Below are 25,231 nucleotides of genomic sequence, written 5' to 3'. Positions count from 1 at the left end.
TTGCATATATAGTGAGGGTGACCAAAATTTCCAGCCATAAATATGGGTTAAGGAGTTTCGTGTGAAAAAATTGTTGTGTGCGGCGGGTGTCACTCTGGCTTTGGCGATGTCAGCAGGTGCTTATGCAGATAAAATTGCAGTCGTGAACGTTGGCGAAATTTTCCAAAAAATGCCAGCGCGCGAAGCTGTAGCTAAACAGCTTGAAAGTGAATTCAAAAGCCGTGCGACAGAGTTGCAAAATTTAGAAAAAGACCTTCAATCACGCGTAGAAAAATTACGTCGTGATGGTGCAACAATGAAGCAAAGCGAACGTGAAAAACAAGAAAAAGAGCTGATGGCTAAACGTGATCAGTTCGCAGAAAAAGCGCAAAAATTTGAAGAAGACAACCGTCGTCGTCAAATGGAAGAGCGTAACAAAATCCTAAGTCGTATTCAGGATTCTATTAAATCTGTTGCAGCCAAAGAAGGTTATGATGTGGTTATCGATGCAAATGCTGTTGCATATGCCAAAGATAGCGTAGACATCACGAGTAAGGTTCAAAAACAGGTTAAATAATAGATGTCCTCAATTCGATTGGCTGACCTCGCTCAGCAGTTGAATGCACAGTTACACGGTGATGGCGATATCGTCATCACCGGTATTGCACCGATGTATTCAGCAAATAATCAGCAAATTACATTCCTATCAGATAGTCGCTACAGCGACAAACTCGCTGAGTGTCAGGCTGCCGCTGTGGTATTAACAGCGAAAGATCTTGATGCTTGTAAAGTGGCGGCGCTGGTAGTCGATAACCCTTATCTTGCCTATGCTCGCATGGCACAAATCATGGATACAACGCCAAGCCCAGCAGAGAATATCCATTCGTCAGCCGTTATCGATGAAGGGGCGAAGTTAGGAAACAACGTGGCGATTGGGGCGAATGCCGTGATTGAAAGCGGCGTTGTGTTAGGCGATAACGTTGTTATTGGCGCAGGTTGTTTTGTTGGTAAAAATACTCGTATCGGGGCTGGTACGCGTTTATGGGCGAATGTTAGCGTTTACCATAATGTTGAAATTGGTGAACACTGCTTGATCCAATCAGGAGCTGTTATCGGTTCTGATGGTTTTGGCTACGCGAATGATCGTGGCAATTGGGTCAAAATTCCTCAGCTAGGCACAGTTATTATTGGCGATCGCGTAGAAATTGGCGCTTGTACAACAATTGATCGTGGTGCGCTAGATAATACAGTTATTGGTAATGGTGTTATTATTGATAACCAATGTCAGATAGCACACAACGTAACCATCGGTGATAATACCGCCGTAGCAGGTGGCGTTATCATGGCGGGTAGCTTGAAAATTGGTCGCTACTGCATGATTGGTGGTGCGAGTGTTATTAACGGTCACATGGAAATTTGCGATAAGGTGACTGTCACAGGGATGGGAATGGTTATGAGACCAATCACTGAACCTGGTGTATACTCTTCTGGTATTCCTTTACAGCCTAATAAAGTTTGGCGTAAAACAGCAGCTTTGGTTTTGAATATCAATGAGATGAATAAGCGCTTAAAAGCTGTTGAGCGTGAATTAGATAGTCAAACTCAAAAAAATCAGTAATCATTTCGTAATTCAGGTTAAAATAATCGACTGAGTTACGTTTTTCCGGCCTGCCAGTTAACCTAACTTTATGGTTAAAGCAGGCCGATTCGTTAATTAAATTGTATTAATAGACAGGAAGAGTATTTCGATGAGTGATAATCATACTCTGAATATTGAAGAGATTTTAGAATTACTTCCACACCGTTACCCATTCCTTTTGGTTGACCGTGTACTGGATTTTGAAAAAGGAAAATCTCTGCGCGCAGTAAAAAATGTGTCATTCAATGAACCCTTTTTCCAAGGCCACTTTCCGGGCAAACCTATTTTTCCAGGTGTGTTGATCCTAGAAGCAATGGCTCAAGCAACAGGTATCCTAGCATTTAAGAGCGTTGGTAAACTAGAACCGGGTGAATTGTACTATTTTGCAGCGATTGATAATGCTCGTTTCAAGCGCCCAGTGTTGCCGGGAGATCAGATGATCCTCGAAGTCGAGTTTATTAAAGAACGTCGCGGTGTTGCACGTTTTAAAGGTGTTGCAAAAGTTGATGGAGAAGTGGCCTGCGAAGCTGAAATGATGTGCGCCCGTCGCCGTGAGGTCTGATATGATTGATAAAACAGCCTGTATTCATCCCTCATCGATTGTCGAAGATGGAGCTATTATTGGTGCCAATGTTCGTATTGGCCCTTTTTGTTATATTGGTGCTAACGTTGAAATCGGCGAAGGCACTGAGCTCAAATCGCACATTGTTGTTAATGGCCACACCAAAATTGGCCGTGACAATGTGATCTTCCAGTTCGCATCGATTGGTGAAATCAACCAAGACCTGAAATACCAAGGTGAACCAACACGAGTCGAGATCGGTGACAGAAACCGTATAAGAGAAAGTGTCACTATCCATCGCGGAACGATCCAAGGCGGTAGTTTAACCAAAGTGGGTGACGATAACCTATTTATGGTGAATGTGCATATTGCCCACGATTGTATTATTGGTAACCGCTGCATCATTGCAAACAACGGTACACTGGGTGGTCATGTTATTTTAGGTGACTTCGCAATTATTGGCGGAATGACTGCTGTTCATCAATTTTGCCAAATTGGTGCTCATGTTATGGTTGGCGGTTGTTCAGGTGTGGCGCAAGATGTTCCACCTTACGTCATTGCGCAAGGTAACCATGCAACGCCTTATGGCCTGAATATTGAAGGCTTGAAGCGTCGCGGTTTTGATAAAGAGTCTCTACATGCGATTCGTAATGCCTACAAAGTCCTTTATCGTTCAGGTAAATCACTAGAGGAAGCACGTAGCGAAATCGCTCAACTTGCACAAGCTAACCCGCATGTGAAAGTGTTCAGCGAGTTCCTTGAGAACTCCGCAGAGTCTAATCGTGGTATTATTCGTTAGTCGGTAGTTAAGATAACGAAGTCAGGGCCTTTATTAAGGAGATCATTTTGGCGAATCATCACCGCCCACTTACTATTGGCCTTGTTGCTGGGGAAACATCCGGCGATATACTCGGCGCAGGGCTTATCCGAGCACTCAAAGCACAAGTACCTGATGCACGTTTTGTAGGTGTCGCAGGGCCTTTAATGCAAGCAGAAGGCTGTGAAGCTTGGTATGAGATGGAAGAGTTAGCGGTAATGGGGATTGTTGAAGTGCTTGGCAGGCTTCCTCGGTTACTCGCTATTCGCAAAGATCTTACCGAACGCTTTACACAATTACAGCCAGATATCTTTGTTGGTATTGATGCACCTGATTTTAATATCACCCTTGAAGGGAAGTTAAAATCAAAAGGCATTAAAACCATTCATTACGTCAGCCCTTCTGTGTGGGCATGGCGGCAGAAACGCGTCTTCAAAATTGGTCGAGCAACAAATTTAGTGCTTGCCTTTTTGCCGTTTGAAAAAGCCTTCTATGATCGTTTTAATGTTCCGTGTCGCTTTATTGGGCACACAATGGCAGATGCTATCCCGCTTCATGTCGATAAAACAGCGGCAAGGCAACGCATTGGTATACCTGAAGAAGGGAAGTGTTTAGCCCTCTTACCGGGCAGCCGTCACTCAGAAGTTGAAATGCTAAGTGCTGATTTTTTGAAAACAGCGAAAATTTTACAACAGCATTTTACGGATCTTCACATTGTCGTGCCTTTGGTCAACCAAAAACGGCGTGAACAGTTTGAAGCGATCCGTCAACAAGTCGCTCCAGAGCTAGCTGTCCATATGTTAGATGGCCAAGGCAGAGATGCGATGATCGCGGCGGATGCGACGTTGCTCGCATCGGGAACGGCGGCTCTTGAATGTATGCTAGCGAAATGTCCAATGGTAGTGGGTTATCGTATGAAACCATTTACTTTTTGGTTGGCAAAACGTTTAGTAAAGACACCCTATGTTTCATTGCCTAATTTGTTAGCTGAAAAAGAGATAGTCAAAGAGTTACTACAGGAAGAGTGCCAACCTGAAAAGTTAGCTCAGCAGCTAATTCCCTTACTGGAAGGCGGCGAACAGGTAGAACAATTAAAAGCAACATTTTTACAGCTCCATCAATTGATCCGCTGTGATGCAGATAAACAAGCGGCTGAAGCTGTATTGGATTTGGTTCGAAATTAATGGATTTTATATACCCAAAAGCCAACTTAATTGCTGGCGTAGATGAAGTTGGGCGCGGCCCCCTTGTTGGTGCGGTGGTGACCGCCGCTGTAATATTGGATCCTAAAAATCCAATCATTGGCTTGACTGACTCAAAAAAACTCACCGAGAAAAAACGCGAAAAACTCTTTGTTGAGATCCAAGAAAAAGCCTTGTGCTGGTGTATTGGGCGAGCCGAACCTGAAGAAATTGATGAAATCAATATCCTGCATGCCACCATGCTTGCGATGCAACGTGCTGTTGCTGGTTTAAGCATAACACCTGATTTTGTTTTAGTGGATGGTAACCGTTGCCCAACCTTATCAATGCCTTCACAAGCGGTGATTAAAGGTGATAGTTTAGTGCAGGAAATAAGCGCGGCATCAATTTTAGCCAAAGTGGTTAGAGACCGAGAAATGGTTGAGCTAGATAAAGCTTATCCAGAATATGGTTTTGCAAAACATAAGGGCTATCCGACGGCTTATCATTTAGAAAAACTGGCACAGTTTGGCGCAACAAAATTTCATCGCAAGAGTTTTGCTCCTGTGCGCCGTGCATTAGAAGCGAAAGATTGAGTATAAATTAGATGGCTGAACCTCGTTTTATTCACTTACGCGTTCACAGCGACTATTCAATGATTGATGGTCTGGCAAAAACCGGCCCATTAGTTAAAAAAGTGGCAGCAATGGGCATGCCAGCATTTGCGATCACTGATTTCACTAACTTATGTGGTTTGGTGAAGTTCTATGGGGCAGCGCACGGTGCTGGTATTAAACCTATTATTGGCGCTGACTTTTTTGTTGAAAGCGAGCAATTGGGTGATGAGATTGCTCACTTAACCGTACTAGCTCGTAATAACGAAGGCTACCAAAACCTGACACTGTTGATCTCAGAAGCCTATCAAAAAGGCTATGGGGCGATAGGGCCAACGATCCATCGCGATTGGCTTGTTAAGCATAAAGAAGGTTTGATACTGCTTTCAGGTGGCCGCCAAGGGGATGTAGGGCAATTTTTATTGCGCGGTAATCAAGCTCTCGTTGATGAATGCTTGGCATTTTACGAAACCCACTTTCCCGGTTGCTACTATTTAGAACTCATTCGTACAGGAAGGCCTGACGAAGAGAGTTATTTACATGCGGCGGTAGAGCTTGCAACGCAGCGTGGTTTACCTGTTGTTGCGACTAATGATGTACGTTTTATTGAAAGTAGCGACTTTGATGCGCATGAAATACGTGTCGCTATCCATGATGGTTTTACCTTATCTGATCCTAAAAGGCCTAAAAAATATAGCCCTCAGCAATATTTACGATCTGAAGAAGAGATGTGTGAGCTGTTTGCCGACATCCCTGAAGCACTTGAAAATAGTGTAGAGATTGCTAAGCGTTGTAACGTAACCATTCGTCTTGGTGAGTACTTCCTTCCCCAATTCCCAACAGGGGATATGAAAACGGAAGACTTTTTGGTTATGCGGTCAAAAGAGGGATTAGAGGAGCGCCTGAAGTTCCTTTTTCCTGATGAGAAAGTGAGAGCCGAAAGACGTCCTGAATATGATGAACGGCTAGAAGTCGAGCTAAACGTTATTAACCAAATGGGGTTCCCTGGTTATTTCTTGATCGTGATGGAGTTTATTCAATGGTCAAAAGATAACGGTGTACCAGTAGGGCCTGGTCGTGGCTCCGGTGCAGGCTCTTTGGTTGCCTACGCTCTAAAAATTACTGACTTAGATCCGTTAGAGTTCGATCTCCTTTTTGAACGTTTCTTAAACCCTGAACGGGTTTCTATGCCTGACTTTGACGTTGACTTCTGTATGGAAAAACGCGATCAAGTGATTGATCACGTTGCTCAAATGTATGGACGAGATGCGGTTTCGCAGATCATTACGTTCGGTACGATGGCGGCGAAGGCGGTTATCCGCGACGTAGGCCGTGTATTAGGCCACCCATACGGTTTTGTCGATCGGATCTCGAAACTGGTTCCCCCTGATCCGGGAATGACATTAGAGAAAGCATTTGAGGCCGAGCCGCAACTGCCTGAAATTTACGAAGCCGATGAAGAGGTGAAAGCGCTCATCGATATGGCGCGTAAACTTGAAGGGGTCACACGTAACGCTGGGAAACATGCTGGGGGCGTGGTTATTGCGCCTACCAAAATTACCGATTTTGCCCCTCTGTATTGCGATGCGGAAGGGAATAACCCAGTCACCCAATTTGATAAAAACGACGTTGAATATGCGGGATTGGTGAAGTTCGACTTTTTGGGATTACGTACGCTCACGATCATTAACTGGGCGTTAGAGATGATCAACGCAAGGCGGGCTAAGAAAAACCTTGAGCCAGTGGATATTGCGGCAATACCATTGGATGATCAAAAAAGTTTCGACATGTTGCAGCGTTCAGAAACAACGGCGGTATTCCAGCTTGAATCCCGAGGGATGAAGGATTTGATCAAGCGCCTGCGTCCTGACTGCTTTGAAGATATGATTGCATTGGTGGCACTGTTTCGCCCTGGTCCATTGCAATCAGGGATGGTGGATAACTTTATCGACCGTAAGCATGGGCGTGAAGAGATTTCATACCCTGATGTGCAGTGGCAACATGAATCATTAAAACCTGTTCTAGAGCCGACGTATGGCATTATCTTATACCAGGAACAGGTGATGCAGATTGCACAGGTACTCGCTGGTTATACTCTCGGCGGCGCGGATATGTTACGTCGTGCGATGGGGAAAAAGAAACCGGAGGAGATGGCAAAACAGCGTTCCGTCTTTGAGGAAGGAGCCATCAAAAACGGTATCGATGGTGAGCTATCGATGAAAATCTTTGACTTGGTAGAAAAATTTGCCGGTTACGGATTTAACAAATCTCACTCCGCCGCTTATGCGCTCGTTTCATACCAGACATTATGGCTTAAAGCACATTATCCGGCTGAATTTATGGCGGCTGTTATGACCGCGGATATGGATAACACCGAGAAAGTCGTCGGCCTCGTCGATGAATGTTGGCGAATGGGGTTAAAAGTATTACCTCCTGATATTAATAGTGGGCTATATCATTTTCACGTTAACGATGAAGGTGAAATTGTTTACGGTATCGGTGCGATTAAAGGTGTCGGTGAAGGCCCAATTGAGGCGATTATAGAAGCTCGCCAAAAAGGTGGGATCTTTAAGGAAATTTTTGATCTTTGTGCGCGTGTTGATCTTAAAAAAATTAATCGTCGCGTCATGGAAAAACTGATCATGGCGGGGGCGTTCGATCATTTAGGGCCTCACCGCGCAGCCTTAATGTCTTCACTGGAAGATGCGCTGAAAGCGGCGGATCAGCACGCCAAAGCAGAGGCTATAGGGCAAACTGATATGTTTGGTGTGCTTGCAGAAGCCCCTGAACAAGTGGAAAGCTCATACGCGAGCGTACCAAAATGGCCAGATCAAGTTGTTTTGGACGGTGAAAGGGAAACGCTGGGTCTTTATTTGACAGGGCACCCGATAACGCGTTATTTAAATGAAATAGAACGTTATACTAATGGTCTGAGATTGAAAGATGTGAACCCTACCCCTCGTGGTCAGGTGACAACTGTGGTAGGTTTAGTACTTTCAGCCAAAGTTATTACTACCAAGCGTGGCAATCGAATTGGTATTTGTACGCTTGATGATCGTTCCGGTCGTCTGGATATTATGTTATTTTCAGATGCACTAGATAAATACCAGCACTTGCTGGAAAAAGACAGTATCCTGATTGCCACCGGTCAGGTCAGCTTTGATGATTTCAACGGTGGTAATAAAATGACAGTGCGGGAGTTAATGGATATTAGTGAAGCAAGGGAAAAATATGCGCGAGGACTTGCAATTTCACTGTCAGACAAACAAATTAATGATCAGTTACTGAACCGACTTCGCAGCACTCTTGAACCCCATCGTTCAGGAACGATTCCGGTTCATTTGTATTATCAGAAGGATGATGCCAGAGCAAAGCTTAAATTTGGTGTTGTTTGGCGCGTAACACCCGTTGATGACCTTCTGAATTCTCTGCGAACTCTGCTGGGTAATGAGCAGGTAGAATTAGAATTTGACTAAAATAGGAATATTATGAGTCTGGATTTTCTTGATTTTGAACAGCCAATTGCTGAATTGGAAGCGAAAATTGATTCGCTGACTGCAGTTAGCCGTCAAGACAACAATTTAGAAGTCAACCTAGATGACGAGGTTGCTCGTTTACGTGAAAAAAGTGTTGAACTGACGCGTAAGATTTTCTCTGATCTGGGTGCATGGCAAATTGCTAAACTTGCTCGTCATCCACGCCGTCCTTATACATTAGATTATATTTCTCGTATATTTACTGACTTCCAAGAACTCGCTGGTGATCGTGCTTATGCCGATGATAAAGCTATTGTTGGCGGTATTGCACGTTTGGACGGTCGTCCTGTTATGGTTATTGGCCATCAAAAAGGGCGTGAGACAAAAGAAAAAATTCGCCGTAACTTTGGTATGCCAGCACCAGAAGGCTATCGTAAGGCATTACGCTTGATGGAAATGGCCGATCGTTTCAACTTACCTATTATTACCTTTATTGATACTCCGGGGGCTTACCCAGGTGTTGGCGCGGAAGAGCGTGGTCAGTCGGAAGCCATTGCACGTAACTTGCGTGAAATGTCTCGCTTATCAGTGCCAGTTATCTGTACCGTTATTGGTGAAGGTGGGTCTGGTGGCGCGCTGGCTATCGGCGTAGGTGATAAAGTGAATATGCTGCAATACAGCACCTATTCCGTTATCTCTCCAGAAGGTTGTGCATCTATTCTGTGGAAAAGCGCTGATAAAGCGCCATTAGCGGCAGAAGCAATGGGGATCACCGCATCTCGTCTTAAAGAGTTGAAACTTATTGATAATGTGGTCACTGAGCCGTTAGGTGGCGCACACCGCAGTTACGATGAAGTTGCGGCGTCTTTAAAAGCACGTATCGTCGAAGATTTAGACGAATTGCTTGAGCTAGATGAAGAAGCATTAAAAAATCGTCGCTACCAGCGTTTAATGGAATATGGCTATTGCTAATTAAGACCTATTAGCAAAGTAAAAACGGGAGTTTGGGATAGCCAGCTCCCGTTTTTTATGCGTGCATCACGCTCTTTGAGTCGTGAAATCTAGTCAAGGTGGTGATTAATTGGTAACTTTGATAGGGTAGTTAACCACATAAGCACTTTATTGTTTTTGCTAAAATAATGAATATAGGCAGCGACGGTCGTTCCAAAGTTGATGTCACTTTTCCGATTAAAAACTGACATAAATAAGAGATAAGAATGAGGCAATATAACTACTTAATTTACGCCTTGATGTGTGTATTAATATGGAGTTTTATCCCAATTGTTTCTCGGTTTGGGCAAAATGGTTTAGATAGCTTTCAATTTTTATTTTGGTCTAATCTTATTTCAGCGATGTCAGTAATACTGGTTGCACTGATCGCGGGTTATAAGCCAACCAAATTGTTTATTCTTCCTCGTGATATCCTCCTTAAAGTCTTTGTGCTTGGTTTTTTAGATTGCTTATTTTATTTGCTTCTTTATTACGGTTACGCCATTGAAAATGGTATTGCAGTATTAGTGATCCAGTATAGTTGGCCTTTAATCATTATCTTGCTGTCGGTCTTTTTATTAAAAGATAAGCTAGCTGGCAGGCAGATTGTGGGCGTGATTATCGGGTTTATTGCAGTGATTATCACTTTTACCAAAGGGCATATTACTCAACTACAGGTTGAGGATCCGGTGGCTCTGTTATTCGTATTTAGCGGTGCATTTTGTTTCGCACTGATGTCGGTGTTCTCACGGCAATATTCGATTGACCCTTATATTAGTACAGTTTGGTTATTTATCTTTTCAACGTTAACTTCATTGGTGTTACTACTGTCATTTAGTGAACTACAATTGCCTTCCAAAGCTGCATTTTGGCCGACGGTAATCAACGGGGTACTCATTAACGGTGTATCTTACATTTTATGGTTTAAGGCGATGAATACGGGACATTCTGCAAAAATTGCCTCCATCGTATTTTTATCCCCAGTATTATCCGTACTTTGGTTGGTGGTCATTTTAAGTGATCCGTTTGAAATCGCTTATATCATCGGTGTATTGCTAGTTATCGTTTCTGGTGTGTTATGTGTTGGTCAGAAGAGAAAGCAATCATATTAGCGTAAAGAAGGGCAGATTCATGGCGCTACAGCCGCAAGCAATTATAGAGCAGGTGCTCAACAAAATAGGTCATTTTCGAAAAATACTGGTGGGATTTAGCGGGGGCGTTGATTCAACCGTATTGCTGCATGCACTTTACCAAATCAAAAAATATCAGCTTCCCTCGTTAGAGATCCGGGCTATTCACATTCATCATGGGCTTAACGTTAGGGCCGACGATTGGGAAGCTCACTGCCAACACTTGTGTGAACAGTGGCATATTCCCTTTGTCTGCACGCATGTTACAGTTGATCCTTCAAGTCGTGGTATTGAAGCGGCTGCTCGTGAGGCGCGTTATCAGGCTTACCGAAACGAGTTGGCAGAGGGGGAAATCATAGCCACCGCTCAGCACCTTGATGACCAAGCAGAAACCTTTATGTTGGCATTAAAGCGTGGCAGTGGACCTGCTGGGCTTTCGTCAATGCCTGAATTGTCACCATTTTATGCAGAAAAAGGGGAAACGTGGTTACTACGTCCGTTATTAGCAATATCTCGCGGCGATCTGGAAAATTATGCACGTGAATATCCGTTAACGTGGGTCGAAGATGACAGTAATCAAGACGATCGTTATGATCGCAATTTCCTTCGGATACATATTATGCCGACTTTAACTGAGCGTTGGCCTCATTTTGCCGCCGCAGTTTCGCGTAGTGCATCCTTATGTGCTGAACAGGAATCGCTGCTTGATGAGCTATTACAAGATGCGCTGGACGAAATGATGGATTATCGCGGTGGTCTATTTATTGATAACTTGCATGATTGCAGCCCAGCGAAACGTAACGCGCTACTTAGGCGTTGGGTTGGTCTACACCGCTTGCCAATGCCACCTTACCATCAACTACAACGCATTTGGCAAGAAGTGGCGCTAGCCCGTCAGGATGCTGAGCCGATTTGTCAGTTAGGCCATGTCGATATTCGTCGATACCAAGGCGCATTATGGATTGTACGTCGTATCAACCCGTTATTAGGGCAACAATTTTGCTGGGATTATCCCCAACCTTTTATTTTGCCTGAAGGATTAGGGCGACTTGAGGTTATTGCCGATGAAGGGCAAATTCGCCCGCCTCTGCCAACAGAAAAAGTGACTGTTCGTTTTGGCTTACAAGGCACACTGAACATTGTGGGTAGGACGCATTCAAGAAGTAGCAAAAAAATCTGGCAAGAGCTTGGTATCTCTCCTTGGATGCGAGAAAGAACCCCACTAGTTTATTATGATGAACAATTAATTACCGCCATTGGGTGCTTTATCACTCCTGAAGGCCTCGTTGCAGATGAGGAAATTGGGGTTGCCTTCCATTGGGATAAGTTCGATGAATATCAAATAGAGGTGTAAATAAAATAGAGAGCCCCTTATGACAGTGACCATTCATAAGGGGCGTAGAGGGGCTCAATGGAGTATGAGCTTTAGTGAGAGCAATCGACAACGATAGTGCCGATCTCAGGATGACTGAAGGTGTTGATATGATCCAAACGAAGCTCTTTTGTTCCATCTTGAGTCTCTAAGATTAGGTACTCAACTTTTTTACGCAAGAGCAAGTCGCTGGCCTTCCCCTCAATGATTTCGCCGCCATGAAGTTTAATTTCCAGTTTCAATTGGCGTTGGCACGCGATTTCAAGATATTCGTAATCATCACAATTGATAGGTTGATATTCAGTATCTGTAGACATATTCCCTCACCACTATGTTAGTGGCGGTTATTGCCGCCTTGACTATTTTTTACCAAGCATCATGTGCTTCATAGGATAATAGCACAGTAATTTTAATAACAATAATCAGCAATAGATGAAAACGTAAATTCATGATTAACGTATGTGGTAAAAAATGAACTAATATCAGTAAAGTCCGAAATATAATAATCTCGCCATTTTTCTCTGCATAAAATGTTATGATTAGATATAGACTAAAAATATAAGAATTGAACTGTTAGGAGATAAAGGTAATGAAAAAGTCACTATTCTTAGCATTAATGGCGACCGGTGTGATGACATTAGTGGGTTGCCAAACAGCCGTTAAACAACCTAGCGTAACTTATATTGATAGAGCATATACAGGCATTTTACCGTGTGCGGATTGTTCTGGAATTGAGGCCACTCTACTGGTTAACCAAGATGGTACATACGTAGAGCAATTAGTATATTTAGGGTCTCGCGATGGTGACCAAACATTTTATGAAACGGGCACATGGGCAAAAGATGGCGATAAATTACGCATGACGAATGCAAATGGTGAGCGCGCGTACTTTGCACCATCGGCAGATGATAAATCAATGGTCTTGCTTGATCAGGAAGGCAACAAAATTCAATCACAACTGAATTATACGCTAACGCAAGTCGCACCAAGCAAAAAAACAGGTGAATACCGCTACTTTGCTGATGCAGCAACATTTACCGAATGTAAAACAGGCCGTACTTATACTGCAACAGGGATAGAGCTTGAGAAAGGTTATAGTGCAACAGGTGTGACAGGTGGAACGCCTGTTTATGCTGAAATTGAAGGTTACTATACGGTAAGGCCATCAATGGAAGACGGTAAATTTGATCCTGCGTTAGTGCAAACAGGTGATATTATGTTTGATAAATCGAGCGCATGTAAATAAATAGATTTAATCTATTATTAAAATAATAAATATCGGCTCAATTTGAGCCGATATTTTTTTTGATAAGTGGATAAAAATAGAAAATTTAAATTATTACTTAATTTATAATAATAAAAATATGATTAATTGATATTTTTTATCAATAATATATTTATATGAAATGTGAAGAACGTCATAACGATTAGTCAATCAGAAACAATTCACTGTAACCCTGAAATATTCATTACAAGGGATATTACGTATAATGTCTTCAACTAAAAGCAACTCGCGAATGACGCAAGCTGAATTTAGATAACAAAAAAACGTAAAAATATCTGATGCGAGAGGTAGGTATTTTAAGTGAACGATATGATTGAGAGGATTACTGTGGAAAAGAAGCTTATTTACTTGTTTTGTTCCGCTGGGATGTCAACCTCACTACTTGTCTCTAAAATGAGGCAACAAGCTGAAAAGTATGAGGTTCCCGTTATTATAGAAGCTTTTTCTGAAACGCTTGTCCTCCAAAAAGGGAATGATGCAGATCTCGTTTTACTTGGTCCTCAAATTGCTTGGAAGCATTCCGAAATCCAGCGTTTACTGCCAACTAAAAATGTTGAAGTTATTGATTCGGTTTTATATGGAAAAGTTGATGGCTTAGGTGTTTTAAAAGCAGCGGTCGCATCAATAAAAAATAAATCACGTTAATCAATTATAGTTTGTTACAACTTCAGTTATTTATCTATTTGCTATGGTCGTCTTATGCATACAAACAAGATATGTGATTAAAGTATCTAAGGATATTCTATGGATCATATGCTCTCTTCTCTTGAAAAAGTATTGCTTCCGATCGCATTAAAATTGGGTAATCAACCTCATATCAATGCAATAAAAAATGGTTTTATTAGATTAATGCCATTAGTGTTAATTGGGGCAATGTTTGTTTTGATTAATAACGTTTTTCTGAGTTTTAATGAAGGGTCGTTTTTCTATTCATTAGGTGTTCGTCTATCACCAGAAACAATAGAGTTCATTAATAAGTTTAAAGGCATCGGCGGTAATGTATATAACGGTACATTAGGGATTATGTCTTTAATGACGCCTTTTTTTATTGCTATGGCTCTCGCTGAAGAACGCAAAGTGGACTCTATAGCGGCAGGAATTATTGCGATAGCAGCCTTTGTGGCTGTTACACCATTTGATGTGAATGGAGCCTATGCTATCGGTGCGAATTGGCTAGGTGGCGCAAATATTATTTCAGGTATTATCATTGGCTTAGTTATTGCTGAAGCTTTTACCTTTATTGTCCGCCGTAACTGGGTAATTACATTACCGGATACAGTACCGCCAGCAGTTAGCCGCTCCTTTTCTGCATTAGTGCCAGGTTTCCTGATACTATTAGTGGTAGGGATTATTGCATGGGTGCTAGCAGGGCAAGCGACTCACTTCCATCAATTTATTATGGATACGATCTCAACCCCATTAGCTTCTCTGGGAGGGGTTGTCGGTTGGGCGTATACGATTTTCACCTCACTATTATGGTTCTTTGGTATTCATGGTGCTTTGGCTCTTACAGCACTAGACTCAGGGATTATGACGCCTTGGGCGCTAGAAAATGTCGCGTTATATAATCAATATGGTTCGGTTAATGATGCGATTGAGGCGGGGCAGACATTTCATTTGTGGGCAAAACCTTTATTAGACTCCTATGTTTTCCTTGGTGGAACAGGCGCTACGCTTGGATTAATTATTGCCATATTTATAGCCTCACGGCGAGCAGATTATCGGCAGGTCGCTAAATTAGGGTTACCAGCGGGGATATTTCAAATTAATGAACCAATTATATTTGGGATCCCTGTGATCATGAACCCAATCCTTTTTATTCCATTTATCATTATTCAACCTCTGTTAGCCGCAATCACGGTGATTGCCTATTATGTAGGTATTATTCCGCCGATTACGAATATAGGTCCATGGACTATGCCAACAGGATTAGGCGCATTCTTTAACACAAATGGTAATATTTCTGCTTTATTTTTAGCACTGTTTAATCTTGGTATTTCTGTTCTTGTTTATTTACCTTTCGTTATTATTTCTAATAAGGCGCAAACTATTGCAAATAATACGGAAAGTGAAGAAGAGATCAAAAATGCATTGAAGTTTTAAATATATTAAAAATGAATAATAAATGGGGAAGTTATGATTGACATAGATAGTAATGGAACACTCTCTGCTGACAGTCTGGAAGAAGTAGTGATGGGGTTAATCATTAATTCTGGTAGGGCAAGAAGCCTCGCTTATAAAGCGTTAACTTATGCCAAGGAAGGCAAGTTTGTTGAGGCGATGGAGCTAATGGAAGATTCAAAAGAAGCCTTAACTGAAGCCCATAAAGTGCAGACAAAAATGATAGAGACGGATATGGGGGAAGGCAAAATTAAAGTGAGTTTAATACTTGTTCATGCTCAAGATCACTTAATGAATACGATACTTGCTCGTGAATTGATCACGGAGTTAATCGAAGTCCATAAAAAATAAATTAAATAAAGGGGATGATGATGCAGCCGACACTAAATGTTAATAACTCAAATATAGAGATTAAAATGGTCTATGAGAATGATATATTTAATGACAAGGATTTCCATGTTGTTATTTATAATAAAACAGAAAGTGCAACAGGGCTGCATCAGCATGATTATTATGAATATACGATTGTCCTAACAGGGCGTTATTATCAAAAAATTAATGGCAGAAAAGTATTGCTTGAACGAGGGAATTTTGTTTTTCTGCCAATTGGCTCTCATCATGAAAGTTTCTATGACTTTGGAGCAACAAGAATTTTAAATGTTGGTATAAGAAAGTCATTCTTCGAAAAATATTTTTCACCCTTATTACCATCATTTTTTGTTGCCTCTCAAGCCTACCCATTAAAAAATGAATTTATGGCTTATATAGAATCAGTGATTGCGTCATTAAACTTTCGTGATAGTGAATTTAATGAGTTTATTGAGGTAGTAACCTTTAATGTGGTCAATAGACTACGTCATTATAGAGAAAGCAAAGTCTATGATGATACGCCACAATGGCTAAAAAACACGATTGAAGAAATGCATGAAATTGCAATGTTTAATGAAAATGCGTTAGAAAATATGGTGACAATAACAGGGAAGTCACAAGAGTATTTAACTCGTGCCACAAAGCGCTATTGCGGAAAAACACCAATGCAAATCATTAATGAAATTAGAATTAATTTTGCTAAAAAACAGCTAGAAATTACAAATTATTCAATCACTGATATTGCATTTGAATCAGGTTACAGTAGCCCTAGTTTATTTGTGAAAAAATTTAAAGAGGCGACATCATTAACACCAAGTGAATATAGAAAAAGCCTACAGTCAAATTTTTATTAAAGATATCCAGTGAAAATGATAGCCAATGTTTATTAATAAAATAGGTAGGTGTTAATATGGTGCATAAATTAAAAGTCGTCACTATTGGTGGTGGAAGCAGTTACACTCCTGAATTAATAGATGGTTTTATTAAACGTTATCATGAACTACCGATTAGTGAACTTTGGCTGGTTGATATTGAAGAAGGAAAAGAAAAACTCGATATCATTTATGAGCTAGGGTTGCGCATGATAAAAAATGCCAATATACCGTTAAAACTCTATAAAACATTAGACCGCAAAGCTGCACTAAAGGATGCTGATTTTGTGACGACACAGCTACGTGTCGGGTTATTAAAAGCGAGAGAGAAAGATGAAGTAATACCATTACAATATGGATACTTAGGGCAAGAAACGAATGGAGTGGGAGGCTTATTTAAAGGGTTACGTACCATTCCGGTAATTTTTGAGATCCTTAAAGATATTGAAGCTCTTTGCCCCCAAGCTTGGGTGATTAATTTTACCAATCCAGCAGGAATGATAACCGAAGCAGTATACCGGCATACGCAATTTAGACGTTTTATAGGCGTTTGTAATATTCCAATTGGCCTGAAAATGTTTATTACGGATGTGCTCGGTTTAACAAAAAAAAATAATTTGTCGATAACGCTTTTTGGTTTAAATCATATGGTATTTATCAAAGACATTTTTGTCGACGGCGTGTCTCGCTTTGATGAAGTACTTAATGGCATTATTTCGAAAGCTTATAAAGCAAGCTCGGTAAAAAATATTACAGGTTTACCCTTTGATAGTGGGTTATTGAAGGCCTTGAAATTAATTCCATGCTCATACTTACAGTACTATTTTAAGTATAAAGAAATGCTCGCGATTGAAATGGCGGAATTCTATAAAGAAGGCACCAGAGCGCAAGTTGTACAAAAAATTGAAAAAGAGCTTTTTGAATTATACCAAGATCCCGAATTAAAAATTAAACCAAAACAGCTTGAATTGCGGGGGGGAGCTTATTATTCAGATGCCGCCTGTGAAGTGATAAATGCACTGTATAATGACAAGCAGACCGAGCATTATGTGAATATTCCCCATAATGGTCATATTAGTAATATCCCTGCAAATTGGGTTGTCGAAATGACCTGTAAATTAGGGCGTAATGGCGTTACACCGCACGAAAGAGTGACTCAGTTCGATGAAAAAGTTCTCGGCTTAATTTATAGCATCAAAGAATTTGAAATAGCCGCGAGCCAAGCGGCAGTGAGTGGCGATTTTAATGAGCTTTTATTAGCAATGAACTTAAATCCTTTAGTTCATTCAGACAATGATGCTCGGAATATGGCTAAAGCACTTCTTTTAGCCCATAAACATTATTTACCGAATTTTTCTAAGGTAATTAAATATCTTGAAGAAGAGGGGAGTGCGAATAAAACCCATCTTAATGGCATTGCAGTATGATGAGTTTACTTATTGTGAACGCAGATGATTTTGGCTTATGTAAGTCAGTCAATTATGGGATCTTAGAGGCTCATCGAAATGGTATTGTGACATCAACTACGGCCATGGTAAATATGCCTAGTATCCAACATGCGGCACAATTAGCCACAGAGCAGCCATTATTGGCTGTAGGAATGCATTTTGTCCTTACAATGGGGAAACCGTGTTCGCCAATGCCTTCGCTTGTGCGTAACGGTATATTAGGGAAGTGGATATGGGAGATGGAAAAATCAGATCAACTTCCTATAGCCGAAATAGTGCAAGAGCTACACTGCCAATATAATCAGTTTATTGATATTTTTGGTAAACCCCCCAGCCACATTGATAGCCATCATCATGTACATATGATGGCGTCCCTTTATCCTTTAATGGTCGATTTCGCCAATCAAAAAGGGATAGCATTACGGGTCGGTTACCACAATAAAATAAAAAATACTCAAGTACGTACAACAGATGCGTTTTCCGCTGACTTTTATGGGGAGCCAAATAGCATATCAGAGTCGCTTTTTTTAGAAATACTCCATAAGGCAAAGCAACGAGGGGAGCGTTCACTCGAAATAATGTGCCATCCCGCATTTATTGATAATGAATTATTAAATAGCGGCTATGTGTATTCCCGAGTAAAAGAGTTAGACGTTTTAACGTCAAAAAACTTAAAAGCGGCTATTGCTGAGAAGGGGTTTTTACTTGGTTCGTATTTAGATTTATCATAAATATGCCCAACCTATCAGGTAATAGGTTGGGCAGGAAGGATTAGCGCACAGTATTTGCGAGCTTCTCTTTTAAGAAACTGACAACATTATCAAGACCGATAAGGGCTTTTTCATCATTACGGCGAGCTTTATATTCAACTTGATTATTGTCTAAGTTACGGTCGCCAATAACAATGGTGTATGGAACACCGATAAGCTCCATATCAGCAAACATAACGCCTGGGCGCTCTTTACGGTCATCAAAAATAACGTCAATACCTTGTGCTTTTAAGTCAGCATACAGTTTTTCCGCGACTTCTTTGACTCGATAAGATTTGTGCATATTCATCGGCAGGATCGCAACATGGAATGGCGCAATCGCATCTGGCCAAATGATACCACGCTCATCGTGGCTCTGTTCAATTGCCGCTGCAACAATACGCGTAACACCAATACCATAGCAACCCATGGTTACGATTTGATTATGACCTTCTTCATTTTGTACTGAAGCTTTCATCGCTTCTGAATACTTAGTCCCCAGTTGGAAGATATGCCCTACTTCAATACCACGCTTAATCAGCAATGTGCCTTTGCCGTCTGGGCTTGGATCCCCTTCAACAACATTGCGTAAATCGAACGTTTCAGGTTGTGCTAAATCACGTTCCCAGTTGATACCAAAGTAGTGTTTGCCATCGATATTGGCACCTGCACTAAAGTCACTCATTACGGCAACACTACGGTCAATCACCATTGGCAGAGGCATATTGACAGGGCCTAATGAGCCCGGCGCTGCTTTAACTGCCGCTTTGATTTCTTCTTCAGATGCAAACTCTAATGGGCTAGAGATCCATGGGTGTTTTTCCGCTTTAACTTCGTTTAATTCATGATCGCCACGAATTAATAAGGCAACTAATGTGTGCCCAGACTCTTTTTTAGCTCTAACAATGAGTGTCTTAACGGTTTTTTCGATAGGCAAACCGAATTGCTCCACCAACTCCGCAATAGTTTTTGCGTTTGGTGTATCGACAAGGCGCATTTCTTCTGTTGGCGCTGAACGTGGTGTTAGCGGAGTGATGGCTTCAGCCAGCTCAATATTTGCTGCGAAATCAGAGCCTGTAGAGAATACGATATCGTCTTCACCGCTTTGCGCAAGCACTTGGAATTCGTGAGAAGCACTGCCCCCAATTGAGCCTGTGTCAGCTTGTACAGCACGGAAATCAAAACCGATACGAGTAAAGATTTTGCTGTAGGCTTCATACATTGCATCATAGGTTTCTTGCAATGATTCTTGCGATGTATGGAAAGAGTAAGCATCTTTCATAATAAATTCACGTGAGCGCATGATACCGAAACGTGGGCGCACTTCATCACGGAATTTTGTCTGAATTTGGAATAAATTCAGTGGTAGCTGTTTGTATGAAGTAATTTCATTACGCACTAAATCAGTAATGACTTCTTCATGGGTTGGACCTAAAACGAAAGGGCGCTCGCCACGATCAGCGAAACGCAGTAATTCAGGACCATACTGCTCCCAGCGACCACTCTCTTGCCACAAATCAGCGGGTTGAACAACGGGCAAAGACACTTCAATTGAGCCCGCATTTTCCATTTCTTCACGGACAATGTTTTCGACTTTACGCAGAACACGGACACCAGTCGGTAACCAGTCATAAAGGCCAGATGCAAGTTTACGGATCATTCCTGCACGAAGCATCAATTGGTGACTGATCACTTCGGCATCTGCAGGAGTCTCTTTTAGTGTTGAGAGCAGATATTTGCTAGTACGCATTGTATAGGTTCCATTAGAACAACGGGTGATGGCAAAAATGTTCTTGCCAACTTAATCTAGGCTGCAAAAGCAGCATGATAAAACAGCTAGTCTACCAGCGACCGTGCTTTGCCAAAAGGGGTTAGTCGATTTTTTCATAAGGTTCGATGGCGAACACTTCTGTTATATTATTGAGCACTCTCCAACGCACATTAAAATCGAGTAAATGCACAGCATAGTCACGCTCTTCAGTCATAGCCTGTTTCTTGTAGGCTGGACGTGGATCTTGCATGAGAACTTGCTGTATAAATTGCGCGATCCCAGGGTAGCTTGTTTGGTATTTTAATAAATCTTGCTGAACTTGGGGATGAAAAATCACTTGCATATCATCCGCCGGGGCATCTTGAGCAAAACCAGCCTGCGCTGTAGGGATAGCTTCAGCAAAAGGTAAGTATGGTTTGATATCAATGACTGGAGTGCCATCAACTAAATCTAAACTCCCTAACTCCAAAATAATTTGATTATTATTTTGGCTTATTCCTTTTAATTCAATTAATGACATGCCAATTGGGTTTGGTCTAAAGGTTGAGCGTGTAGCGAAAACGCCCATTTTCTCATTACCACCAAGCCGAGGAGGGCGCACTAGTGGTTTCCACCCCCCTTGCATGGTTTGGTGGAAAACAAATAGTACCCAAATATGGCTGAACTGGTCTAAACCTCTAATCGAATTAGGCTCATTATAGGGAGGATGCAAATGCAATCGCCCCGAGCCACCTGGAACAAGTCCAGGTTGGCGTGGGATGGCAAATTTTTCCTTATAGGGGGATTCAATATGCCCAATTACATTACATTCGAACGATTTCATTAGGTATTTATTCGACAATTTTTATCGCACTACCTTCACAAATCGTTGCTTGGTAGCAACCAGGAGAAGCCATTGTTTGGCATTGATGCAATACAACAGCATCGGCGGCGATATACGCTGCTTTGGTTAACATACTTTTCTTCGCAGTATTCAGATTTGCTGGTGGGCTTTGAAGGCTTTCACGACATGATTGACCTGAAACAACACCTAAATCTTTAAATGGCATTCCCAATAGCTCTTCAGGGCTGTTCATGAGTTTTACATTTGTCGTGCTAGGTTTGGTGTCTGTTTTTGGTACTGGTTTTGAAAGCTTCATACTTGTGAAGCCTTTATTTGGACCCTGATGAATGTATTGATTCATTCCACACCCAGCGAGAACAAAAGTTGCTAGGGTGAGCAATAACAATCTCATAAGTTTTTCCTTTTTTAATCTTATAGTCTTATAGGTATTGGGAAAATGATATTTGCTATGTGTTGTCTTTATATAATACAAAAAATACTAGGTGGCACTGACCACCTAGTATATTAATCGCTTTTTTACTAATAAAAAAGATTACCAGCCTTTAACTGCACCACCATCAAAGACTTCATCTGCCTTCTTAGCAACTTCATCTGATTGATATGCTTGAACAAACTTCTTCACATTCTCATTATCTTTATTATCGTCACGAGTCACAATAATGTTGACATAAGGAGAATCTTTATCTTCTACAAATAAACCATCTTTTGCTGGCGTCAGTTTAGGCGTTGCGCTGCTCGCCCAAGTTGTGTTGATGATGGCCAGAGCAATTTTTTTATCATCCAATGCACGTGGCAATTGTGGTGCTTCTAATTCAACAAATTTCAAGTTCTTAGGGTTTTCGACCACATCCAAAGCGGTCGGCATTAAACCAGTACCTTCTTTCAGTTTAATTAAGCCTTGTTTTTCCAGCAGAAGTAGTGAACGACCTAAGTTAGTTGGATCGTTAGGCAACGCAATTTGTGAGCCATCGGCAAGTTCATCAACTGATTTAATTTGTTTAGAGTATGCCGCGATTGGGTAGATAAATGTATTACCTACAGGCACTAATTTATAGTTACGATCTTTAATTTGCTGATCAAGATACGGTTTGTGTTGGAATGCGTTGGCATCAAGATCACCTTTGCTTAAGGTTTCGTTTGGTAGAACAAAGTCATTAAACGCAACCAGTTCGACATTCAAACCATATTTTTCTTTTGCTACTTTTTGTGCAACTTCAGCAACTTCTAGCTCTTTCCCCATAATAACACCGACTTTGATGCTATTGGGATCTTTTTCTTTTTCGCCACAACCCGCTAGAACTAATGATCCTAATAGCGCGCCGACAACTGCGATAGATTTCAACTTAATAGACATAGATATACCCCTTAAATGCTTTTCTTTATAGCACCTTAATAACGGCGCTGCTATTTTACGGACTATTTATGTGACACTTTTTTCATTAAGTATTCACCAGTAAATTGAATGGCGAAAACTAAGATGACTAACAGGACAAGTACAGTATTCATCACTAATGGATTATAACTGTAATAACCATACTGCATTGCTATTTGGCCTAGGCCACCTGAACCGACAGCACCGCCCATTGCAGAATACCCAACCAGCATAATTAAGGTGATCGTTGCAGCGTTGATGATCCCAGGTAAAGACTCAGGTAATAGAACCTTTTGAATAATTTGCAGTGGTGTAGCGCCCATAGCTCTGGATGCTTCAATCAAACCACTTGGTACTTCTAATAAGGTATTTTCAACCATACGAGCAATAAAAGGGATTGCACCAACAGTAAGGGGAACAATAGCACCTTCAATGCCGATTGCTGAGCCGACTAAAAACTTGGTAAACGGGCTTATCCAGACTAATAGAATAATAAATGGTATTGAACGGAAAATGTTCACTATAGCCGAGATCACCGCATAAAGAGCCGTATTTTCCATGACTTGCCCTCGGCGAGTCACATAGAGTAGAACCCCTGTAGGTACGCCCATGATAAAACCGAGGATCGCCGAAACGAAAGTCATAATAATAGTATCAATCGTTCCCGATATAAGCAGTGAAATCATTCCATCAGACATAACCCAAAACCTCTACTTTGACATGATGCTCTTTCAAAAATTCAATGGTTGCTTCAACACCGCCATTAACCCCATGTAATTCAGCGAGCATGACGCCAAATTTTACGCCACCGGCATAGTCAATTTGTGAACTTAATATATTGATATCGATGTCAAATTTACGAACAGCCATAGAAATTAGTGGTGCATCAACAGATTGCCCTGTGAATTCTAGCTTCAATAAAGGCGATAAATCTGCTGCTGGTTCATTTTTGAGTCGTTCTTTATAGTCATCAGGAATATCAATGACCAACGTTGATTTAATAAACTCTTGTGCTACAGGCGTTTTAGGATGAGAGAAAACTTCACTCACTTTATCTTGTTCAATCAACTGACCGCCACTAATGACAGCGACTTGGTCACAAATATTCTTCACCACATCCATTTCATGGGTGATTAAGAGAATAGTTAGCCCTAAACGGCGGTTTATATCTTTGAGTAACTCTAAGATGGAGCGTGTTGTCGCAGGATCCAGTGCACTCGTAGCTTCATCACATAATAAAACTTTTGGCGAGTTGGCTAATGCACGCGCGATTGCTACACGCTGCTTTTGCCCTCCCGAAAGATTCGCGGGATAAGCATCTTTTTTCTCTGTTAGGCCAACAAGATCCAGTAATTCGCTAACACGTGCTTTAATTTTATCTTTAGGCGTATTATCTAGCTCAAGTGGCAGTGCCACGTTATCAAATACGTTCCTAGAAGATAGCAAATTAAAATGTTGAAAGATCATGCCAATACCACGACGTGCTCTCGTCAAAGATTTTTCAGGTAAAGCCGTTAAATCTTGACCGTCAACGATAACTTGCCCAGAGGTTGGGCGTTCAAGCATGTTTACACAACGGATTAGCGTACTTTTACCCGCGCCAGAAGCACCGATAACACCATAGATCTGTCCAGCAGGAACATGCAGGCTAATATCTGTAAGTGCCTGAATGTTACGGCTTCCTTGCTGGAAAACTTTATTAATATTTGAGAGCTTTATCATTTATTTCTTCTAAGTATATAGGAATCAATTTTTAGATGTCTAAATCTAATATGGTTGGATGTTAAGGCGTCTAGACGTCTAAGTCAACAAGGTTTGGTTTATTTATTCTATTCTCATTTATTTTCTTTTCATGAGATACTTAAAACTCATTTAGTTTGAGGAGTAAATCGGTGAGTAAAGGCATACCTGCAATCTTTTTAGATAGAGACGGTACAATCAATATTGATCACGGCTATGTACACAAAATAGATGACTTTCAATTTATTGAAGGTGCCATTGAAGCCATGGCTGAGTTAAAGAAAATGGGTTACGCGCTTGTCGTAGTGACGAACCAATCAGGCATCGGTAGAGGGATCTATTCTGAAGATAGTTTTATGCAACTGACAGAATGGATGGATTGGTCATTAGCCGACCGCGGTGTTGATCTGGATGGCATCTATTTTTGCCCTCATCACCCAGAAGCTAAAGATAAAGAGTATCGTCAAGATTGCGATTGTCGTAAACCTAAACCCGGCATGCTGCTAGATGCTCAATCATTTCTTAATATAGATATGGCATCTTCTATAATGGTGGGAGATAAATTAGCAGACATGCAAGCAGGGAAAGCAGCAAAAGTGGGTACAACTATTCTAGTGAAAAGTGGTGAAGCGGTATCAGAAGAAGCGATTGCGAATGCCGATATGGTGATTGAAAGTATCGCAGAGCTACCAAAAGTAGTAAAAAGTATCAAAAAATAGGCTTTGTGAGTGATATTTGACCAAGTGATAATTTTTTTTCAAAAAACACTTGCCAGAATTTTCTGACTCCCTATAATGCGCCTCCACTGACCGACGATGAGCCGACACTGAATGTGATGGCAAGCCCAACAGAGTAACGAAGGCAGGCGAGAGATTCTGAAAAGAATAAGCGAAAAAAAAA

The 25,231-nt window shown here is 41.3% G+C and carries 25 protein-coding genes; 18 read left to right on the top strand and 7 right to left on the bottom strand.

The annotated features are described in order from the left end of the window. Positions 1-61 precede the first annotated feature (61 nt). The 10 genes from skp to tilS all read left to right on the top strand — a co-directional run bounded on the left by skp (position 62) and on the right by tilS (position 11,742). Positions 62-556 carry a molecular chaperone Skp gene (gene skp, locus PSE69_RS12455; RefSeq protein WP_004916764.1) on the top strand — a complete coding sequence of 165 codons (495 nt, stop codon included), beginning with the start codon at positions 62-64 and terminating at the stop codon, positions 554-556. A 3-nt stretch (positions 557-559) separates the two neighbouring features. Next, entirely contained in the window at positions 560-1,597 is a 1,038-nt protein-coding gene (gene lpxD, locus PSE69_RS12450; RefSeq protein WP_004916761.1) for a UDP-3-O-(3-hydroxymyristoyl)glucosamine N-acyltransferase, read from the top strand. Positions 1,598-1,727: 130 nt separating this feature from the next. After that, positions 1,728-2,180, top strand: coding sequence for a 3-hydroxyacyl-ACP dehydratase FabZ (gene fabZ, locus PSE69_RS12445; protein ID WP_004916757.1), 453 nt, complete (start codon positions 1,728-1,730; stop codon positions 2,178-2,180). 1 nt (position 2,181) lies between these two features. Beyond that, the gene (lpxA, locus tag PSE69_RS12440; protein ID WP_004916754.1) at positions 2,182-2,979 is read left to right on the top strand and encodes an acyl-ACP--UDP-N-acetylglucosamine O-acyltransferase; all 798 of its coding nucleotides are present in this window, start codon (positions 2,182-2,184) and stop codon (positions 2,977-2,979) included. A gap of 47 nt (positions 2,980-3,026) precedes the next feature. Further along, positions 3,027-4,181, top strand: coding sequence for a lipid-A-disaccharide synthase (gene lpxB, locus PSE69_RS12435; RefSeq protein WP_036943426.1), 1,155 nt, complete (start codon positions 3,027-3,029; stop codon positions 4,179-4,181). Further along, positions 4,181-4,774 carry a ribonuclease HII gene (gene rnhB / locus PSE69_RS12430; RefSeq protein ID WP_004916745.1) on the top strand — a complete coding sequence of 198 codons (594 nt, stop codon included), beginning with the start codon at positions 4,181-4,183 and terminating at the stop codon, positions 4,772-4,774. The genes lpxB and rnhB overlap by 1 nt, the downstream gene beginning before the upstream one ends. A gap of 11 nt (positions 4,775-4,785) precedes the next feature. Continuing rightward, on the top strand, positions 4,786-8,268 hold the full coding sequence (dnaE, locus tag PSE69_RS12425; protein WP_040132401.1) for a DNA polymerase III subunit alpha: 3,483 nt from the start codon (positions 4,786-4,788) through the stop codon (positions 8,266-8,268). Positions 8,269-8,280: 12 nt separating this feature from the next. Next, positions 8,281-9,240 (top strand): acetyl-CoA carboxylase carboxyl transferase subunit alpha, encoded by a 960-nt coding sequence (gene accA, locus PSE69_RS12420; protein WP_004916741.1) that lies wholly within the window; start codon positions 8,281-8,283, stop codon positions 9,238-9,240. Between the two features lie 245 nt (positions 9,241-9,485). After that, positions 9,486-10,370 carry a DMT family transporter gene (locus PSE69_RS12415; RefSeq protein ID WP_014657689.1) on the top strand — a complete coding sequence of 295 codons (885 nt, stop codon included), beginning with the start codon at positions 9,486-9,488 and terminating at the stop codon, positions 10,368-10,370. Between the two features lie 19 nt (positions 10,371-10,389). Then, positions 10,390-11,742, top strand: a complete 1,353-nt coding sequence (gene tilS / locus PSE69_RS12410) for a tRNA lysidine(34) synthetase TilS (protein ID WP_040132400.1) — start codon at positions 10,390-10,392, stop codon at positions 11,740-11,742. Positions 11,743-11,813: 71 nt separating this feature from the next. Here the strand turns inward: tilS and rof are convergent, their stop codons facing one another. Then, positions 11,814-12,077 (bottom strand): Rho-binding antiterminator, encoded by a 264-nt coding sequence (rof, locus tag PSE69_RS12405; protein ID WP_004916733.1) that lies wholly within the window; start codon positions 12,075-12,077, stop codon positions 11,814-11,816. 272 nt (positions 12,078-12,349) lie between these two features. On the opposite strand from rof, the gene nlpE reads away from it, so the two are divergent. The 7 genes from nlpE (at position 12,350) to chbG (ending at position 18,586) form a co-directional block, all read left to right on the top strand. Further along, the gene (gene nlpE, locus PSE69_RS12400; RefSeq protein WP_004916731.1) at positions 12,350-13,006 is read left to right on the top strand and encodes an envelope stress response activation lipoprotein NlpE; all 657 of its coding nucleotides are present in this window, start codon (positions 12,350-12,352) and stop codon (positions 13,004-13,006) included. A 366-nt stretch (positions 13,007-13,372) separates the two neighbouring features. Beyond that, the gene (locus PSE69_RS12395; RefSeq protein WP_036944146.1) at positions 13,373-13,690 is read left to right on the top strand and encodes a PTS sugar transporter subunit IIB; all 318 of its coding nucleotides are present in this window, start codon (positions 13,373-13,375) and stop codon (positions 13,688-13,690) included. A gap of 99 nt (positions 13,691-13,789) precedes the next feature. Further along, entirely contained in the window at positions 13,790-15,148 is a 1,359-nt protein-coding gene (gene chbC / locus PSE69_RS12390; RefSeq protein ID WP_004916725.1) for a PTS N,N'-diacetylchitobiose transporter subunit IIC, read from the top strand. Positions 15,149-15,181: 33 nt separating this feature from the next. After that, positions 15,182-15,517, top strand: coding sequence for a PTS N,N'-diacetylchitobiose transporter subunit IIA (gene chbA / locus PSE69_RS12385; RefSeq protein WP_272675245.1), 336 nt, complete (start codon positions 15,182-15,184; stop codon positions 15,515-15,517). Positions 15,518-15,537: 20 nt separating this feature from the next. Further along, positions 15,538-16,389, top strand: coding sequence for a transcriptional regulator ChbR (gene chbR, locus PSE69_RS12380; RefSeq protein ID WP_014657692.1), 852 nt, complete (start codon positions 15,538-15,540; stop codon positions 16,387-16,389). A 56-nt stretch (positions 16,390-16,445) separates the two neighbouring features. Beyond that, positions 16,446-17,834: a 6-phospho-beta-glucosidase gene (locus PSE69_RS12375; protein ID WP_121874654.1), complete on the top strand. Its 1,389-nt coding sequence runs from the start codon at positions 16,446-16,448 to the stop codon at positions 17,832-17,834. Next, positions 17,831-18,586, top strand: a complete 756-nt coding sequence (gene chbG, locus PSE69_RS12370) for a chitin disaccharide deacetylase (protein ID WP_121874653.1) — start codon at positions 17,831-17,833, stop codon at positions 18,584-18,586. The genes PSE69_RS12375 and chbG overlap by 4 nt, the downstream gene beginning before the upstream one ends. 40 nt (positions 18,587-18,626) lie before the next feature. On the opposite strand, the gene proS is transcribed toward chbG, so the two are convergent. The 6 genes from proS to metN form a co-directional block, all read right to left on the bottom strand. Continuing rightward, the gene (gene proS, locus PSE69_RS12365) at positions 18,627-20,354 is read right to left on the bottom strand and encodes a proline--tRNA ligase (RefSeq protein WP_004916715.1); all 1,728 of its coding nucleotides are present in this window, start codon (positions 20,352-20,354) and stop codon (positions 18,627-18,629) included. Between the two features lie 121 nt (positions 20,355-20,475). Further along, the gene (gene tsaA, locus PSE69_RS12360) at positions 20,476-21,198 is read right to left on the bottom strand and encodes a tRNA (N6-threonylcarbamoyladenosine(37)-N6)-methyltransferase TrmO (RefSeq protein ID WP_121874652.1); all 723 of its coding nucleotides are present in this window, start codon (positions 21,196-21,198) and stop codon (positions 20,476-20,478) included. Between the two features lie 7 nt (positions 21,199-21,205). Beyond that, positions 21,206-21,610: an Rcs stress response system protein RcsF gene (gene rcsF, locus PSE69_RS12355; RefSeq protein WP_004916709.1), complete on the bottom strand. Its 405-nt coding sequence runs from the start codon at positions 21,608-21,610 to the stop codon at positions 21,206-21,208. A 141-nt stretch (positions 21,611-21,751) separates the two neighbouring features. Next, the gene (locus PSE69_RS12350) at positions 21,752-22,573 is read right to left on the bottom strand and encodes a MetQ/NlpA family lipoprotein (protein WP_036943442.1); all 822 of its coding nucleotides are present in this window, start codon (positions 22,571-22,573) and stop codon (positions 21,752-21,754) included. Between the two features lie 62 nt (positions 22,574-22,635). Further along, positions 22,636-23,289, bottom strand: a complete 654-nt coding sequence (gene metI / locus PSE69_RS12345) for a methionine ABC transporter permease MetI (RefSeq protein ID WP_004916702.1) — start codon at positions 23,287-23,289, stop codon at positions 22,636-22,638. Continuing rightward, a complete protein-coding gene (gene metN / locus PSE69_RS12340) occupies positions 23,282-24,313 on the bottom strand; it encodes a methionine ABC transporter ATP-binding protein MetN (RefSeq protein ID WP_004916698.1) in 1,032 nt (343 codons plus the stop codon). The genes metI and metN overlap by 8 nt, the downstream gene beginning before the upstream one ends. Positions 24,314-24,483: 170 nt before the next feature. Between metN and gmhB the strand changes: the two genes are divergently transcribed. After that, positions 24,484-25,050 carry a D-glycero-beta-D-manno-heptose 1,7-bisphosphate 7-phosphatase gene (gmhB, locus tag PSE69_RS12335; protein WP_004916695.1) on the top strand — a complete coding sequence of 189 codons (567 nt, stop codon included), beginning with the start codon at positions 24,484-24,486 and terminating at the stop codon, positions 25,048-25,050. Positions 25,051-25,231 lie beyond the last annotated feature (181 nt).

This window comes from Providencia sp. PROV122, assembly GCF_028482365.1.
Taxonomy (GTDB): domain Bacteria; phylum Pseudomonadota; class Gammaproteobacteria; order Enterobacterales; family Enterobacteriaceae; genus Providencia; species Providencia stuartii.
This window is presented reverse-complemented; position numbering and strand designations above follow the sequence as displayed.

Coding starts and splice junctions, on each gene's coding strand:
- lpxD (WP_004916761.1), top strand. CDS start 560: ATGTCCTCAATTCGATTGGCTGACCTCGCTCAGCAGTTGAATGCACAG.
- fabZ (WP_004916757.1), top strand. CDS start 1,728: ATGAGTGATAATCATACTCTGAATATTGAAGAGATTTTAGAATTACTT.
- lpxA (WP_004916754.1), top strand. CDS start 2,182: ATGATTGATAAAACAGCCTGTATTCATCCCTCATCGATTGTCGAAGAT.
- rnhB (WP_004916745.1), top strand. CDS start 4,181: ATGGATTTTATATACCCAAAAGCCAACTTAATTGCTGGCGTAGATGAA.
- dnaE (WP_040132401.1), top strand. CDS start 4,786: ATGGCTGAACCTCGTTTTATTCACTTACGCGTTCACAGCGACTATTCA.
- accA (WP_004916741.1), top strand. CDS start 8,281: ATGAGTCTGGATTTTCTTGATTTTGAACAGCCAATTGCTGAATTGGAA.
- PSE69_RS12415 (WP_014657689.1), top strand. CDS start 9,486: ATGAGGCAATATAACTACTTAATTTACGCCTTGATGTGTGTATTAATA.
- tilS (WP_040132400.1), top strand. CDS start 10,390: ATGGCGCTACAGCCGCAAGCAATTATAGAGCAGGTGCTCAACAAAATA.
- rof (WP_004916733.1), bottom strand. CDS start 12,077: ATGTCTACAGATACTGAATATCAACCTATCAATTGTGATGATTACGAA.
- nlpE (WP_004916731.1), top strand. CDS start 12,350: ATGAAAAAGTCACTATTCTTAGCATTAATGGCGACCGGTGTGATGACA.
- chbC (WP_004916725.1), top strand. CDS start 13,790: ATGGATCATATGCTCTCTTCTCTTGAAAAAGTATTGCTTCCGATCGCA.
- chbA (WP_272675245.1), top strand. CDS start 15,182: ATGATTGACATAGATAGTAATGGAACACTCTCTGCTGACAGTCTGGAA.
- chbR (WP_014657692.1), top strand. CDS start 15,538: ATGCAGCCGACACTAAATGTTAATAACTCAAATATAGAGATTAAAATG.
- PSE69_RS12375 (WP_121874654.1), top strand. CDS start 16,446: ATGGTGCATAAATTAAAAGTCGTCACTATTGGTGGTGGAAGCAGTTAC.
- chbG (WP_121874653.1), top strand. CDS start 17,831: ATGATGAGTTTACTTATTGTGAACGCAGATGATTTTGGCTTATGTAAG.
- proS (WP_004916715.1), bottom strand. CDS start 20,354: ATGCGTACTAGCAAATATCTGCTCTCAACACTAAAAGAGACTCCTGCA.
- tsaA (WP_121874652.1), bottom strand. CDS start 21,198: ATGAAATCGTTCGAATGTAATGTAATTGGGCATATTGAATCCCCCTAT.
- rcsF (WP_004916709.1), bottom strand. CDS start 21,610: ATGAGATTGTTATTGCTCACCCTAGCAACTTTTGTTCTCGCTGGGTGT.
- PSE69_RS12350 (WP_036943442.1), bottom strand. CDS start 22,573: ATGTCTATTAAGTTGAAATCTATCGCAGTTGTCGGCGCGCTATTAGGA.
- metI (WP_004916702.1), bottom strand. CDS start 23,289: ATGTCTGATGGAATGATTTCACTGCTTATATCGGGAACGATTGATACT.
- metN (WP_004916698.1), bottom strand. CDS start 24,313: ATGATAAAGCTCTCAAATATTAATAAAGTTTTCCAGCAAGGAAGCCGT.